The following is a 13622-nucleotide window of genomic DNA, read 5'->3' as shown; positions in this document are numbered from 1 at the left end:
ATTGCGAAGGACAGCACCATGCGCATTACCAACGCACAGATCACCGCGCTGATGAGCGGTTCGATGAACAGCAACTCGGCTTCCCTGGGCAAGCTGATGCAGCAGATGTCCACCGGCCAGCGCATCCTCCAGCCCTCCGACGACCCCATCGCCAGCGTGCGCATGCTGCGCATCCAGCGCGAGGAAGCGAGCCTGGCGCAGTACCGCACCAACATCAGCAACGTCTCGGGCAACCTCTCCACCCAGGAGGCCAACCTGCAGGCCACCTCGGACTCCATGCTCAACGTGCGCGACCTGCTGCTCTGGGCGGCCAACGGCTCGAACACGCCCAAGGACCTGAACGCCATGGCGGGCGAGCTGGAGAGCATCGAGAAGACCATCGTCAGCTTCGTCAACGTGCGTGACGAAGAGGGCCGCTACCTGTTCTCCGGCACCCTGAGCGACACCGCGGCGGTGACCTACGAACCGCTGACCGACACCTACGTCTCCACCGGCAACGACAAGTCGCGCCAGGCGGCCGTGGCCAACGGCGTCCAGGTGGAAGAGAACGTCACCGCGCTGGGTATGTTCGGCAGCAGCATGGACTTCCTCAACCAGCTCCACGCCACGGTGAAGATGCTCAAGGACCCGGCCCTGGATACCACCGACCCGACGGTGCAGGCGCAGATCGCCGCGACCATCGACGGCCTCGACAGCGCCCATGACGGTGTGCTCGGCGCCATCACCGAGCTGGGCGGGCGGCAGAACACCCTGACCATGCTCAACTCGAGCAACGAGGAGGTGTCGCTGGTGAACCAGAAGATCAACGGCGAGCTGTCGCAGCTGGACTACGCCGGCGCGAGCATCGACCTGAACACCTACCAGCTGGCGCTGCAGGCCACGCAGAAGACCTACCTGAAGCTCAACGACCTGTCGCTGTTCAGCCGCCTGTAAGTTTCTTCGTAGGGGAGCCGGGCCGCGCCGCAAGGAGGTCTGGACGCCAATCGGCGGCGCAGCGCCCGGTTCCCCTACTTTTTATCCCGCCTCCGCCCGGCCCCAGTGCCGGGCGGAAGCACATCCGGTGCAGAGGTCACCATGAAGGTCATCAAGCAACTGCCGGCCGCCGCCGTCTTCGATCCCAGCGCCCGCCGCGACGTCATCCTGCCCTCCACCGGCGAGCGGCAGAACACCCTGCGCAAGAACGAAGAGAAAAGTGAAAACGCCGCGCAGATGGCGCGGGGCGCGCAGAAGAGCGGCAGCTTCAACCTGCAGCTCAACCAGCAGTTGTCCTCCATGCAGTCGGCCGACAGCTACCTGGGCGACCTGCAGGACCGCCTCGGCGGTCTCAAGCTCAACCTCAGCCGCGAACTCAGCGCGCCGCAGTCCCAGGACCGCGAAGGCGTGCGCCAGGCCACGCGGCAGGTCAACGAACTGCTGGAGCAGCGCGCCCAGCGTTCGGACGGCAGCCTCGACGCCAATTTCCGCCTGCGCCTCAACGAGCCGGTGCGCAGCCGCTTCAGCCTCGAAGGCCTGGAGTCGGTGCAGGACATCCAGCGCTCGGGCAAGGAAACCCTGCTGTTCAGCGCTGGGCGCCAGCTCGCGGAACCGGCGGCGGTGGTGCTGGACGATGGCATGAGCACCGAGCAGGTGCTGCGCCGCTTCAACGCCACGCTCGGCCAGGCCGGCATTCGCGCCGAACTCGATAGCGATGGCGTGCTGAAGTTCTCCGCCCCCGAGGCCGACTGGCAACAGCTCAAGGGCCAGTTGGCGGTGCAGGGCGAGGGCAAGCTGTTCGCCAAGGGCAAGAGCACCCGGCTGAAAAGCCAGGAAGAGGGGCTGCTGGCGTTCCCCACCGAGATCAAGACCGATGCCTTCCGTGAGCAGCGTCAGTTGCTCGACTCGGTGGTGTCGGCGCTGGATCGCATTGGCGGCCTGCGCGACCAGCTGCGTCATCGCCAGGACGACATCCGCGACTTCCTCGACCGCCACGCCAGCGAGGACGAACGCGAGTGGGCGCACACCTTCGCCGCTTCCATGCTCGACCGCATGGGGCGCAGCGCCACGCACTACAGCGCGGCGGCGCAGACGGTGGTGGCCCAGGCCAACCTGAGTCGCTTCGCGGTGGTCAGCCTGCTGGCCTGAAGCGCCCGCCGCCTTTCGTAGGGCGCATAACGCGCCAGCGTTATCCGCCGTGTGGGTGGCGGCGGATAACCTGTTCCAGGTTATGCGCCCTACGGGTTAGCGCGGAGCTTGCTCGCGAACCGCACGGCAGCCAATTCCCAGGCATGAAAAAGGCGGAGCTAAGCTCCGCCTTTTTCGTTTCTCTCAGTGATCAGGCCAGCTTCAGCAGGCCCATGCCCAGCACGAGCATCGCCAGGCCGACCCAGCCGCGCCAGACCAGACGCTGACCGAACAGCGCCCAGCCCATGGCGACGGTGGCGAGGATGCCGAATCCGCCCCAGATGGCGTAGGCCACCGACAGTTCGATGCCGCGTACCGCCTGGGCGAGCGCGGTGAACGCGCCCAGCACGCAGAGGATCGAGGCTGCGCCGATCAGGCGCTTGCGGAAGCCGTCGGAGTACTTGAGCAGCAGGTTGGCGATCACTTCCAGGACGATGGCCAGGCCCAGCCAGGCCATCAGAATCAGGTCATGGTTCAGCATGTCACGGCCTCCCCATTCAGTTCACGGCGCTCTTCATGACGGCCGGTACGGGTACCGGATTTCACCAGCAGGATGCCGGCGATCATCACGGCCAGGCCCAGGGCCTTGTCCAGGCTCAGATGCTCGCCGAGGAAGAAGGCGCTGACCAGGGTGATCAGCACGATGCCGATGCCTTCCCACAGGGCGTAGGCCACGCCGACCGGCACGCGCTTGATGGCCAGCGACAGGAAGTAGTACGACAGGCCGATCATCACGTACATCAGCAGCAGCCCGGCAACCGGGAACAGCGTGTGGGTGAATTTCATCGAGGTGGTGCCAACGACTTCGAAGCCGATGGCGGCTAGCAGATAGATCCAGGAACGCATGGTAAAGCCCTCCCACGGGCAGCCGCGCGCAGTCTCGCTAAGAGCATCCTTGCGGCGGTTTCGGTTCGGGTTCGGTGGTGCCGACTCGGGCGGGAATCACCTGTGAGTGTTCACCGCGCTTGGCGCCACCAGAAGGTGGTTGCCGAAGGGAGGAGCTAGAGGTCGCCGGTCCAGTGACGCTCGCGCGAAACCAGGCGGGAAGTGGGGAGAGGTAGAGCCTTGATGTTCAACATAATGAACATATTGTGCCCATTTTTCGCTTCGCTGGCAAATCGATCCGGTTGATTTACGTCATGAATGCCCATGAAATGGCGCCTGCGAACCCCGCTGGACCCTGCTCGCCACCAGGGTTGTGCAATATTCTGTTCACCTTGCTTCGCCTGCGACAGCGCGCCACAGCCATGAACTGCGCCGGGCCGTTTTGGCGTGCGGCCTGTTAGCATCCACCATCGATATCCCGTCGGAGACTGCGATGATCGCCCTGCGAGAAGCCTGGAAGGCCGGACTCTTCGGCCGTGAGCACTGGACGCGCAACCTGGTGGCCGGGGTCATAGTCGGGGTGGTCGCGCTGCCGCTGGCCATGGCCTTCGCCATCGCCAGCGGGGTGAAGCCGGAGCAGGGCATCTACACGGCGATCTTCGCCGGCGTGCTGGTCTCGCTGCTGGGCGGCAGTCGCGTGCAGATCGCCGGCCCCACCGGTGCCTTCATCGTCATCCTCGCCGGCGTCACCGCCAAGTACGGCGTGGATGGCCTGCAGATCGCCACGCTGATGGCCGGCGCGATCCTCGTGCTGCTGGGCGTCAGCCGCCTGGGCAGCATCATCCGCTTCATCCCCGCGCCGGTGATCGTCGGCTTCACCGCCGGCATCGGGGTGATCATCTGGGTCGGCCAGTGGAAGGACTTCTTCGGCCTGCCGGCGGTGACCGGCGAGCACTTCCACCAGAAGCTCTGGCACCTGATCCAGGCGTTGCCGCAACTGCACCTGGCGACAACTGTGCTGGCGCTGCTGAGCCTGGCGCTGGTGCTGTTCACCCCTCGCATCGCCGCGCTGCGCCGGGTGCCCGGCCCGCTGGTGGCGATGGTGGTGGTGACGGCCATCCAGTCGCTGTTCCACTTCGAGGGCGTCGCCACCATCGGCAGCGCCTTCGGTGGTATTCCCCAGGGCCTGCCGAGCTTCAGCCTGCCGGAAGTGACCCTGCCGCGGGTGCTCGAACTGATCGGCCCGGCCTTCGCCATCGCCATGCTCGGCGCCATCGAGTCGCTGCTCTCGGCGGTGGTCGCCGACGGCATGGCCGGCACCCGCCACGACTCCAACCAGGAACTGATCGGCCAGGGCATCGCCAACCTGGTCACCCCGCTGTTCGGCGGCATTGCCGCCACCGGGGCCATCGCGCGTACTGCGACCAACATCCGCAACGGCGGCAACAGCCCGCTGGCCGGCGTCACCCACGCGGCGACCCTGGTGCTGATCCTGCTATTCCTCGCGCCGCTGGCCTCGAACATCCCGCTCTGCGCGCTGGCGGCGATCCTCTTCGTGGTGGCCTGGAACATGAGCGAGGCGCGGCACTTCCTGTTCATGCTCAAGCGCGCGCCGCGCGCGGATGTGGCCATCCTGCTGGTGACCTTCCTGCTCACCGTGTTCAGCGACCTGGTGATCGCGGTGAACATCGGCGTGATCCTCGCCATGCTGCACTTCCTGCGGCGCATGGCGTCCTCGGTGGAAGTACACGCCGACGACGGCCCCGAACTGGAAGTGGAACTGCGCGGCCGCGGCCTCGGCGAGCTGCCGCCCGGCGTGCTGGTGTACAGCATCGAGGGGCCGCTGTTCTTCGGTGCGGCGGAAACCTTCGAGCGCGCCCTGGCCAAGACCCACACCGACCCGAAGGTGCTGATCATCCGCCTGCGCCATGTGCCGTTCATGGACATCACCGGCCTGCAGACCCTGCAGGAAGTGATCGAGCAGTTGCAGCGACGCGGCATCGAGGTGCGCCTGTGCGAGGCCAATGCGCGGGTGCTCGGCAAGCTGCGCAAGGCGGGCGTGCTGGAGGAGATCGGCGCGGGGTATCACCCGGATTTTCCCGCAGCACTTTCCGCTGCCAGCGCTGAAGTTGCCGGCGAAACACGGACGTAGGATGAGTGGAGCCTGCGATACCCATGCTGTTGCGGCGCAGGAATGATGGGTATCGCTGCGCTCCACGCCATCCTGCATTGACGCTCCCTTGGCGCCCGGCGATTCCGTAGGGCGGGGAACGCCCCAGGCGTTATACAACGGCGAGCGCGGAAGTTGCCGGCGAAACACGGACGTAGGATGGGTGGAGCTTGCGATACCCATGCTGTTGGGACGCAGGAATGATGGGTATCGCTGCGCTCCACGCCATCCTACGTTGACGCTCCCTTGGCGCTCGGTGATTCCGTAGGGCGGGGAACGCCCCAGGCGTTATACAACTGCGAGCGCGGAAGTTGCCGGTGAAACACGGACGTAGAATGGGTGGAGCTTGCGATACCCATGCTGTTGCTGCGCAGGAATGATGGGTATCGCTGCGCTCCACGCCATCCTCCCTTGGCGCCCGGTGATTCCGTAGGGCGGATCACCCTTGCATCAGCTCCGCCAGAAGCTCTTCCTTCAACTTCGCCAGCAACGCATGCCCACGCTCACGCGGATGCGGCAGATCCACCCGCACCTCATGGCGAATCCGCCCCGGCCGCGCGTCCATGACGATCACCCGGTCGCCCAGGTACAGCGCCTCTTCCACGTCGTGGGTGACCATGATCATGGTGCTGCGCTGCTGCACCCAGATGCGCTGCAACTCATGCTGCAGGCGCACGCGGGTGAGAGCGTCGAGGGCGCCGAAGGGCTCGTCCAGCAGCAGCACCTTGGGCCGGGTGATCAGCGCGCGGGCGATGGCGGCGCGCTGCGCCATGCCGCCGGAGAGCTGGTGCGGATAGGCCTGCTCGAAGCCGGTCAGGCCTACCAGCTCCAGGTGCTCGGCCACCCGTTCGCGCTTCTCGGCGCGGCTGAGTTTCTGCTGCTTCAGCGCCAGGGCGACGTTCTCTTCCACCGTCTTCCACGGGAACAGGCGGTGGTCCTGGAACACGATGCCGCGCTCCAGGCCGGTGCCGGTCACGGCCTGGCCGTCGAGGAGGATGCGCCCGCTGTAGTCGTTCTCCAGGCCGACAATCAGGCGCAGCAGCGAGGATTTGCCGCAGCCGCTGGCGCCGACGATGCTGACGAACTCGCCGGGGCGCACCGCCAGGTCGATGTTCTCCAGCACCGGCAGGCTGCGGCCGTCGATGGAATAGGCCTTGCTCAGGCCCTGGATGGCCAGCGCGCCGGGTTGCGCCTGCTGGGCAGGAAGGAGGGCGGGATCGAGGATCGCGTTCATGGTCTGGGTACTCATAACGAATAGGCCGAATCTGGAAAGAGCTAGCGCAGGTTGCGCCAGCGCAGCAGGTGGCGCGCGGCGCGGGCGAACAGCTGGTTCATGGCGTAGCCGAGCAGGCCGATGCTGAGCACGCCGATCACCACGATCTCCATGCGCGAGCCGGTCTCGGCGTTCATCATCAGGTTGCCCAGGCCCATGCCGGTGGAGAGGAACAGCTCGCAACCCACCGAGCTGACCCAGGCGAAGGCCAGCGCGTGCAGGACGCCGTTGCTCAGGCTGGGCAGCGCGCCGGGCAGCAGCACTTCGCGGAACTGCTGCCAGGGGCCGAAGGCATACAGACGGCCGACTTCGCGGTAACGCTTCTCCACGTCGCGGAAGCCTTCGAAGGCGTTCAGCGTCATCGGGTAGAAGGCGGCGAGGCTGACGATCAGCACCTTGGACGGCTCGCCGCTGCCGAACCACAGGGCGATCAGCGGGATCAGGCCGAGGATCGGCACCTGGCGGATGGTGTGGTAGAGGGGTGCGAACAGCCGCTCGAGCGGCCGCGACAGCGCCATGCCGGCGCCCAGTGCGAAGCCGGCAAGCACGCCCAGCAGCAGGCCGAGGCAGGTGCGTTGCAGGCTGGCGGCGACGCTCAGCCACAGCTCGCCGGTCCTGATCAGCTCGACGAAGCCGGCGCCGATGCGCTCCAGCGGTACGAAGGCATAGGCCGCGCTGGCGCCCTGCTGTGACTGCCAGTGCCAGGCGGCGATCAGCAGCGCCGGCAGGACCAGCCCGCGAAGGCTCTTGAGAATGCGGATCATGGCGTCGGTCTCCAGCGCAGCAAGCGCTTCTCCAGCAGGCGGAAGGCGAAGTCGAGGACGAAGCCGATGGCCCCGGTGACCACTACGCCGACCATCACGATGTCGATGCGCAGCATCTGCCGGCTCAGCTCGATCATCTGCCCCAGGCCGCTGTCGGCGGCGAGCAGTTCGGCGGCCACCAGCACCATCCAGGCGCGGCTCAGGCTGATGCGCAGGCCGGTGACAATGGGCGGCGCGGCGGCGGGGAAGGCAACGTCGCGCAGCAGGCTCCACAGCGGCAGGCGGTACACGCTGGCGACCTCGAAGTAGCCGCGCGGAATGCCCTTCACGCCTTCGCTGGCGGCCAGCGCCACGGGGAAGAAAGCGGCCTTGGTGACGATCAGGATCTTGAAGGTCTCTTCCACGCCGAAGAACAGGATGAACATCGGGATCAGCGCGATCGACGGTACCTGGCGCAGGGTGTGGAACAGCGGCGCGCAGTAGGCCTCCACGGTCTTCGACAGCGCCATGGCGGTGCCCAGCAGCAGCCCGCCGACGGCGCCGATGGAGAAACCGATCGCCAGACGCGACAGGCTGTTGACCACGTGCTCGTGCAGCTCGCCGCTGGCCAGCAGGTCCTGGAAGCTGGCCCAGACTTCCGCCGGCGGCACCAGCAGTTGCGGCGGAAACCAGCCGGCGCGGGCGACGGCGAACCAGGCCAGCAGCAGGAGCAGCGGCGAGGCGAACCAGCTCAGGCGATCGAATGTTCGGCGCATGTCTCAGCCCTCCTGCCCGAGCAATGGCCCGGCGCTCTGGCGGCGCTGCTTGCGTTGCCAGCAGAACAGCGCGGCCAGCAGCACCAGGGGAATCCAGCAGAGGAACAGGTTGCCCAGCCCGACGAAGTGGCTGATCGCCCCACCCAGCAGCGCGCCGGAAAAACTGCCGGACATGGACGCGAGGTTGAACAGGCCGGAAATCTTGCTCTTGTCCATGGCGTGCTCGCCCAGCTGGGCCATGTTCACCAGGTGGATGAGTGCCGCCGCCGCGCTGAGCAGCACGCCGCCCAGCGCGAGCAGCCAGTAATCGCGGGCGACGCCGAGCAGCAACAGTGCGGCCAGCGCTGCGCTGAGGCTGCCGACGTAGGCCAGTCGGCGGCCGCTGCGTTCGATCAGGTAGCCGAAGCCGAACAGCCCGAGCACCGAGGCCAGGCCCTGGATCATCACCAGGCTCACCGCCTGGCCTTGCGACAGGCCGGCGACGTCCATCGCCAGCAGCAGGATGAAGGTGCCGAACAGCGCGCTGGTGGCGGCGCTGAGCAGCTCAATCAGGCAGCTCTCGGCGATCTCGACATTGGCCAGCATGGCGCTGACCTGTTGCAGCAGCCCGCCGGTGGCGGCGGCCACGGGCAGGTCCTCGGCGGGTGCCTCGCCTTCCCAGAAACCCAGGCTGTAGAAAGCCATCAGGCCGAAGCACAGGCCGATGGCGGCAAAGCCCCAGGTGAAGCTCGCCGCGCCGCTCAGCCAGTTGCCCAGCAGCGGGCCGAGCAGGCCCATCCCCAAAGTCAGCGAGCCGCGGTACCAGCCGGCCTTGTCGTTGCCGATGCGCTTGAGCTGGCGCAGGAAGGCGCTGTTCATGGCGACGATGCGGAACGGGATGCACAGGCCGATCAGCAGCCGCGCACAGGCCAGCCACAGCCACCCGCCGAACAGCGGGATGGCCAGGTTCAGCAGCATCGGCCCGAGGCTGGCGAGAAAGTACACGCGGCGCGCGCCGAAGCGGGCGATGACGAAGCCGGCGGGCAAGGTGAGGATCACCATGCCGAGCGCTTCCATGGCCGAGATGATGCCGATCTGCATGGCATTGGCGCCGATGCTGATGGCGTACAGCGTGGTGACGATCTTCGCCATGCCGATGGTGGCGCCGCTGAACGCCGCCAGCAGCATGAAGTTGAGCAGGAAGGCGGCGGGCCGCGCCGGGCTAGATGGCGACATCGATCTTCCCCAGCAGGGCTTCCAGCGGGCGCGGGTCGATCCAGTCGTCGACGCTGAAGTCTTTACCGATGAATGCCCAGCGCTGCAGGAAGGCGGTGAGGTCGCGCAGGGCATTGACCGAGCGCTCTGCCAGGTTGGTCTGCAGGCGCAGGTGGGCGTCTTCGCCATAGGCGCTGGCGACCCAGAACTCGCTGGTGTTCAGCTCGCGGGCGAGGAAGCGACGGGTTTCTTCGGGGTGCGCCCAGGCCCATTGCTCGGCGCGCAGCACGGTGTCGAGCACCAGCACGGCGGCATCGAAGTGTTCGTCCAGCAGTTGCTGGTCGACGGTCAGGGTGCGCGGCGTGCCGATGTTCGAGCGCACCAGCGGCTCGGGGTGCGAGCCGACGTCCATGACCACGTGCAGGCCGAACTCGTGGGCCAGCTGCAGGCCGTGGGCGCCCTTGAGGAAGATGGCGTCGATGTCGCCGCGCAACAGGCCGATCAGCTCGTTGTTGCGCTGCACCACGCGGTTGCCCTTGAGCGCGACCTGGGCGCCGAACACATGGCGCACCGGATCGTCGCTGAAGGTGCCGCCGTAGGGGTAGTCCACCAGCTCGACGTCGCGCACTTCCAGGCCTTCCAGCCGCAGGGCGTTTTCCAGACCGCGCAGGGACTGGGCGCGAGTGAAGTCGATCTGCACGTTGGCCCACTTCGGCAGGCCGAAGCGTCGGTGGCGCAGGTCGCGGATGCTGCGCACGCCGCTGTCCGGGGCGCTGACGATGAGCTGCACCTCGTCGCTCCACGACAGCCCGACCACCCGCGTGCGTGCGCCGCTGGCGCGGGCCCAGATGGCCGGAATGTTGCCGCCGTGGCGCACGGAGTAGGGCAGGTGATGGTCGAAGTGCGCTTCTCGCACCTCGCGTTCGGACGACTCGCGCAGCGACTGGATGCGCGTGCCGAACGGGCGGAAGGCCTGGGCCAGGCGCCCGGATTCGACGGCGATGCCGAGGCCCGTGGGTACGGGGCTGTGGGTGTACCAGAGGGTTTCCAGCGGTGTGCTCATGGGTGTCCGTCGGGGGGGATGAAAGCCCCCGCATCGTCGCGCGGGGGCCGGGTCGGGAAACAGAGGGAATCGCCCTCGTGACGTTGCTCAGCCGGTCTTTTGTGCGAGGCGACTGCGCAGGGCTTCCAGCGGGCGCGGGTCGATCCACTCGCGCACGTCGAAGCGCGCCGGGATGAAGTTCCAGCGCTGCAGGAAGTCGGTGAAGTCCTGCAGGGCGAGGATCGAGCCTTCGTCGAGGTTGGTGCGCAGGCGCAGGTGGGCGTCCTCGCCGTAGGCGGTGGCGACCCAGAATTCGCTGCTGTTGGTTTCCCGCGCCAGGTAGCGGCGGGTGTCGTCCGGGTACTGGTGCGCCCAGTCCTCGGCCCGCAGTACCGAGGCGAGGATCGCGGTGGCGGCGTCGGGGTGCTGCTCCAGCAGGTTGAGGTCGACGCTCAGGGTGCGCGGCGTGCCGTTGTTGGCGCGGATCAGCGGTTCCGGGTGGGCGCCGGTGTCGATCACCGTGTGCAGGCCGAACTGCTGCGCCAGCTGTACGGCGTGGGCGCCCTTGAGGAAGATCGCATCGACCTCGCCCCGTAACAGCCCGACCAGTTCCGGGTTCTGGCTGCGCCGACGGCTGCCGCCGTGGCCGGTGATGCCGACGATGTTGCCCGGCGCCTCGTCGCTGAAGGTGCCCTTCAGGCCGAAGTCCACCAGCTCCAGGTCGCGCACTTCCAGGCCTTCCAGGCGCAGGGCGTTTTCCAGGCCGCGAATGGCCTGGGCGCGGGTGAAGTCGATCTGCGCGCCGCTCCAGTCCGGCAGGCCGAAGCGCCGGCCCTTGAGGTCGCGCACGCTGCGGATGCCGCTCTCGGCGGTGGTCAGGATCAGCTGCGCCTCGTCGGCCCAGGACAGGCCGATCACGCGGGTTTCGCGGCCGCTGGCGCGGGCCCAGATGGCCGGGATGTTGCCGCCGTGGCGCACCGAGTTCTGCAGGGTGTGGTCGAAGTGCGACTCGCGCACTGCCTGGTCGGCGGACTCGCGCAGCGACTTGATCTGCGTGCCCTGCTCGGCGAGGGATTCTTCCAGCCAGCCTTTCTGCACGGCGATGCCGAGGCCGGTGGGCACCGGGCAGCGGGTGTACCAGAGGGTATCTAGGGGACGGGACATGTTCAGCTCCTTGTGGCTCAGGCGCGGGCCTTGAGTTCGTGGACGTCGGCGCGTTTGCCCTGCACCAGCGGCAGGACTTCCTGGCCGATGCGCAGGGCTTCTTCCAGGTGCGGGTTGCCGGCGAGAATGAAGGTGGAGAAGCCGGCGTCGCGGTATTCGGCGAGGCGTTCGGCGACGTTCTCGTGGCTGCCCACCAGGCCGATGGTCGGCCCCGGCTTGGCCTTGCCGAAGCCGGCCCAGAGGTTGGGGCCGAGGATCAGGTCGTCGAAGCGTTCGACGTTCTGGTGGTAGGCGGTCTGCCGCGCGGCGCCGACGGAATCCGAGCCGGTGGCGAAGTTCTTGATGAAGGCGCTGGTGCGCGCGTCGATGCGCTCGTACTGGCGGCGCAGTTCGCTCCAGGCGGCCTCTTCGGTCTCGCGGGCGAACAGGTCGATGCGGATGCCGAAGCGGATCTCGCGGCCCTGCTTGTCGGCCAGCTCACGCACCCGCTCCAGATGCGGCTTGAGCTTGTCGATGGGTTCGGCCCAGTTGAGGTAGACGTCGGCGTGCTTCGCCGCAACGTCCAGCGCCGGATCGGAGAAGCCGGAGAAATACACGCCGGGCTTGCGCACGTTGCGCAGCGCGATCGGCAGCGAGCCGTTCTCCAGCTGGTAGATGTCGCCCTGGTAGGAGAACTGCTCGTTTTTCCACAGGCCGTCGATGATGTCGAGGAACTCGCCGGTGCGCTGGTAGCGCTTGTCGTGGTCGAGGAAGTCGCCGTTGGCGCGCTGGCTGGCGGGGTTGCCGCCGGTGATGATGTTCCACTCCAGGCGGTCGCGGGACAGGTGCTGGAGGATTGCCGCCTGCTGCGCCGCGTAGGCCGGCAGGGTCCAGGCGGCCTGGAAGGCGATCAGGAACTTGATCCGGCGGGTCTCGCGGGCCAGGGCGGCAGCGGCGATCCACGGCTCCGGCCCGGTGGGCAGCAGCGCGCCCTCGAAGCCGGCGATCTCGGCGGCCTTGGCCACCTGGGCGATGTAGTCGATGTAGGTGAAGCCGTCCGGCTCGCCGTTGGGCAGGCGACCCGGGGCGATGTTGCCGGGGCGCTCGATGTGGCTGCCGCGGTTGTTCTTGTCCGAGGCGAGATAGGGACCGTCGCTGCCCAGCGGCAGTCGCCAGAAGAATTCGGTGCTCATGACCATGCTCCTTTGCTTGGCGGGGGCAGCGTCGTGCTGCTCGTACAGGGTCTTGAGCAAGGGCTGTGCCCAAAGCCTGCAGGCCAGGCGAGGCGGGGCTTTCAGGCGGGCGTGCTGCTGTGGCAGCAGGGCGTTTGTCTGTACAGCAGCAGTGGGTCAGCAGGGGATGCTGGGCGGGCAGCAATTTCGCCCGTTTCGCCAGGGTTGGTGCCCGTTTGTTGGCTTTCTGTTCATTCAACTAATTGATTTGTATTGATATTTTTTAGTGGCACAAGTCCTGCTCAGTCAGTGGAACACCGCCACGCGGTTCATCCATCCCCGACTGCCAGGAGGCACTTCATGTCCACCCTCGACCCGCAACTCGCCAGCCAGCTCGAACAGGTCCGCCGCGACTTCGCCAAGGCCTTCCGCGTGCTCAAGGAGAGCCGCACCCTCACCGCCACCAACACCTACCAGGCCTACGTGCGGGTGCCTGACAGCGACAAGGTGATCGCCGTCCACGCGCCGAACCCCTGGGCTGATGACCAGGAAATCCGCGCGGTGGTGGCTACCTACGACGGCGAAGTGATCCTCGACGAAAGCATCCCCGGCGCGACCCCGCTCAGCGGCCGTGGTGCAGGCGGCAACGGCAAGCGCTACGCGGCAATCTTCCAGGCGCGCCCGGAAGTGAACGTGGTGATCCATGTGCATACCGCCTACCTCGGCGGCTGGGCCAGTGCGCACCGCGTGCTGCCGATCCGTTATGCCGCCTCCCAGCGCGTGACCCTGGCCCGCGAGCTGCCGATCTACATCGACCGCCGCCAGCCCGAACCGCTGTTCATCCTCGACAGGCTCGCCGAGAACCCGCACACCCCGGCCATCCTCGAAGCCAACGGCGGCGCGACCTTCTGGGGCGACGACCTGATCAAGGCGTCCAAGCTGATCCTGCTGCTGGAGGAAGGCGCCTACTTCCAGGGCCTCGCCGAAAGCCTCGGTGGCTCCCAGGAGTTCGGCCCCGGCGTGCTGGAGCAGCAGTGGAAGATGACCGGCCTCTGGGAACAGGGCCAGAAGCTGCTGGGCGCGGCGGCCTGATTTCTGCCCGGCATGAAAAAGCCCTCTTGCGA

At 67.2% G+C, this 13622-nt stretch carries 13 protein-coding genes; 4 read left to right on the top strand and 9 right to left on the bottom strand.

Annotation, left to right across the window (positions count from 1 at the left end; translation table 11 throughout):
* The first annotated feature begins 18 nt into the window (after window positions 1-18).
* Window positions 19-933, top strand: coding sequence for a flagellar hook-associated protein FlgL (flgL, locus tag IB273_RS28105; RefSeq protein ID WP_192225544.1), 915 nt, complete (start codon window positions 19-21; stop codon window positions 931-933).
* Window positions 934-1074: 141 nt separating this feature from the next.
* Window positions 1075-2121 (top strand): hypothetical protein, encoded by a 1047-nt coding sequence (locus tag IB273_RS28100; RefSeq protein WP_192225543.1) that lies wholly within the window; start codon window positions 1075-1077, stop codon window positions 2119-2121.
* 190 nt (window positions 2122-2311) lie between these two features.
* On the opposite strand, the gene mdtI is transcribed toward IB273_RS28100, so the two are convergent.
* Both mdtI and IB273_RS28090 read right to left on the bottom strand, forming a co-directional pair.
* Window positions 2312-2641, bottom strand: coding sequence for a multidrug/spermidine efflux SMR transporter subunit MdtI (mdtI, locus tag IB273_RS28095; RefSeq protein WP_192225542.1), 330 nt, complete (start codon window positions 2639-2641; stop codon window positions 2312-2314).
* On the bottom strand, window positions 2635-3006 hold the full coding sequence (locus tag IB273_RS28090; RefSeq protein WP_081518756.1) for a multidrug/spermidine efflux SMR transporter subunit MdtJ: 372 nt from the start codon (window positions 3004-3006) through the stop codon (window positions 2635-2637). The genes mdtI and IB273_RS28090 overlap by 7 nt, the downstream gene beginning before the upstream one ends.
* 472 nt (window positions 3007-3478) lie before the next feature.
* Here IB273_RS28090 and IB273_RS28085 point away from each other — a divergent pair, with 472 nt between their 5' ends.
* The gene (locus IB273_RS28085; RefSeq protein WP_081518755.1) at window positions 3479-5137 is read left to right on the top strand and encodes a SulP family inorganic anion transporter; all 1659 of its coding nucleotides are present in this window, start codon (window positions 3479-3481) and stop codon (window positions 5135-5137) included.
* Window positions 5138-5594: 457 nt separating this feature from the next.
* On the opposite strand, the gene IB273_RS28080 is transcribed toward IB273_RS28085, so the two are convergent.
* The 7 genes from IB273_RS28080 to IB273_RS28050 all read right to left on the bottom strand — a co-directional run bounded on the left by IB273_RS28080 (window position 5595) and on the right by IB273_RS28050 (window position 12519).
* Window positions 5595-6389, bottom strand: a complete 795-nt coding sequence (locus IB273_RS28080; protein ID WP_151188984.1) for an ABC transporter ATP-binding protein — start codon at window positions 6387-6389, stop codon at window positions 5595-5597.
* A gap of 41 nt (window positions 6390-6430) precedes the next feature.
* Window positions 6431-7192, bottom strand: coding sequence for an ABC transporter permease (locus IB273_RS28075; RefSeq protein ID WP_192210432.1), 762 nt, complete (start codon window positions 7190-7192; stop codon window positions 6431-6433).
* Window positions 7189-7947 carry an ABC transporter permease gene (locus tag IB273_RS28070; protein ID WP_192210431.1) on the bottom strand — a complete coding sequence of 253 codons (759 nt, stop codon included), beginning with the start codon at window positions 7945-7947 and terminating at the stop codon, window positions 7189-7191. Before IB273_RS28070 ends, IB273_RS28075 begins: the two co-directional genes overlap by 4 nt.
* Before the next feature lie 3 nt (window positions 7948-7950).
* A complete protein-coding gene (locus IB273_RS28065; protein ID WP_081518752.1) occupies window positions 7951-9162 on the bottom strand; it encodes an MFS transporter in 1212 nt (403 codons plus the stop codon).
* Window positions 9149-10204 (bottom strand): ABC transporter substrate-binding protein, encoded by a 1056-nt coding sequence (locus tag IB273_RS28060; RefSeq protein ID WP_081518751.1) that lies wholly within the window; start codon window positions 10202-10204, stop codon window positions 9149-9151. Before IB273_RS28060 ends, IB273_RS28065 begins: the two co-directional genes overlap by 14 nt.
* Before the next feature lie 87 nt (window positions 10205-10291).
* The gene (locus IB273_RS28055) at window positions 10292-11347 is read right to left on the bottom strand and encodes an ABC transporter substrate-binding protein (protein ID WP_192225541.1); all 1056 of its coding nucleotides are present in this window, start codon (window positions 11345-11347) and stop codon (window positions 10292-10294) included.
* Window positions 11348-11364: 17 nt separating this feature from the next.
* A complete protein-coding gene (locus IB273_RS28050) occupies window positions 11365-12519 on the bottom strand; it encodes an LLM class flavin-dependent oxidoreductase (RefSeq protein ID WP_192225540.1) in 1155 nt (384 codons plus the stop codon).
* A gap of 339 nt (window positions 12520-12858) precedes the next feature.
* Here IB273_RS28050 and IB273_RS28045 point away from each other — a divergent pair, with 339 nt between their 5' ends.
* Entirely contained in the window at window positions 12859-13590 is a 732-nt protein-coding gene (locus IB273_RS28045; RefSeq protein ID WP_081518748.1) for a class II aldolase/adducin family protein, read from the top strand.
* The last annotated feature ends 32 nt before the right edge of the window (window positions 13591-13622 follow it).

The organism is Pseudomonas sp. PDM19 (assembly GCF_014852215.1).
Lineage (GTDB): Bacteria > Pseudomonadota > Gammaproteobacteria > Pseudomonadales > Pseudomonadaceae > Pseudomonas.
The sequence above is the reverse complement of the archived record's forward strand: the minus strand, read 5'-3'. Positions and strand labels throughout refer to the sequence as shown.

Bases quoted from the DNA above. Each gene is read 5' to 3' on its own strand.
- flgL (WP_192225544.1), top strand. From the start codon at position 19: ATGCGCATTACCAACGCACAGATCACCGCGCTGATGAGCGGTTCGATG.
- IB273_RS28100 (WP_192225543.1), top strand. From the start codon at position 1,075: ATGAAGGTCATCAAGCAACTGCCGGCCGCCGCCGTCTTCGATCCCAGC.
- mdtI (WP_192225542.1), bottom strand. From the start codon at position 2,641: ATGCTGAACCATGACCTGATTCTGATGGCCTGGCTGGGCCTGGCCATC.
- IB273_RS28090 (WP_081518756.1), bottom strand. From the start codon at position 3,006: ATGCGTTCCTGGATCTATCTGCTAGCCGCCATCGGCTTCGAAGTCGTT.
- IB273_RS28085 (WP_081518755.1), top strand. From the start codon at position 3,479: ATGATCGCCCTGCGAGAAGCCTGGAAGGCCGGACTCTTCGGCCGTGAG.
- IB273_RS28080 (WP_151188984.1), bottom strand. From the start codon at position 6,389: ATGAACGCGATCCTCGATCCCGCCCTCCTTCCTGCCCAGCAGGCGCAA.
- IB273_RS28075 (WP_192210432.1), bottom strand. From the start codon at position 7,192: ATGATCCGCATTCTCAAGAGCCTTCGCGGGCTGGTCCTGCCGGCGCTG.
- IB273_RS28070 (WP_192210431.1), bottom strand. From the start codon at position 7,947: ATGCGCCGAACATTCGATCGCCTGAGCTGGTTCGCCTCGCCGCTGCTC.
- IB273_RS28065 (WP_081518752.1), bottom strand. From the start codon at position 9,162: ATGTCGCCATCTAGCCCGGCGCGGCCCGCCGCCTTCCTGCTCAACTTC.
- IB273_RS28060 (WP_081518751.1), bottom strand. From the start codon at position 10,204: ATGAGCACACCGCTGGAAACCCTCTGGTACACCCACAGCCCCGTACCC.
- IB273_RS28055 (WP_192225541.1), bottom strand. From the start codon at position 11,347: ATGTCCCGTCCCCTAGATACCCTCTGGTACACCCGCTGCCCGGTGCCC.
- IB273_RS28050 (WP_192225540.1), bottom strand. From the start codon at position 12,519: ATGAGCACCGAATTCTTCTGGCGACTGCCGCTGGGCAGCGACGGTCCC.
- IB273_RS28045 (WP_081518748.1), top strand. From the start codon at position 12,859: ATGTCCACCCTCGACCCGCAACTCGCCAGCCAGCTCGAACAGGTCCGC.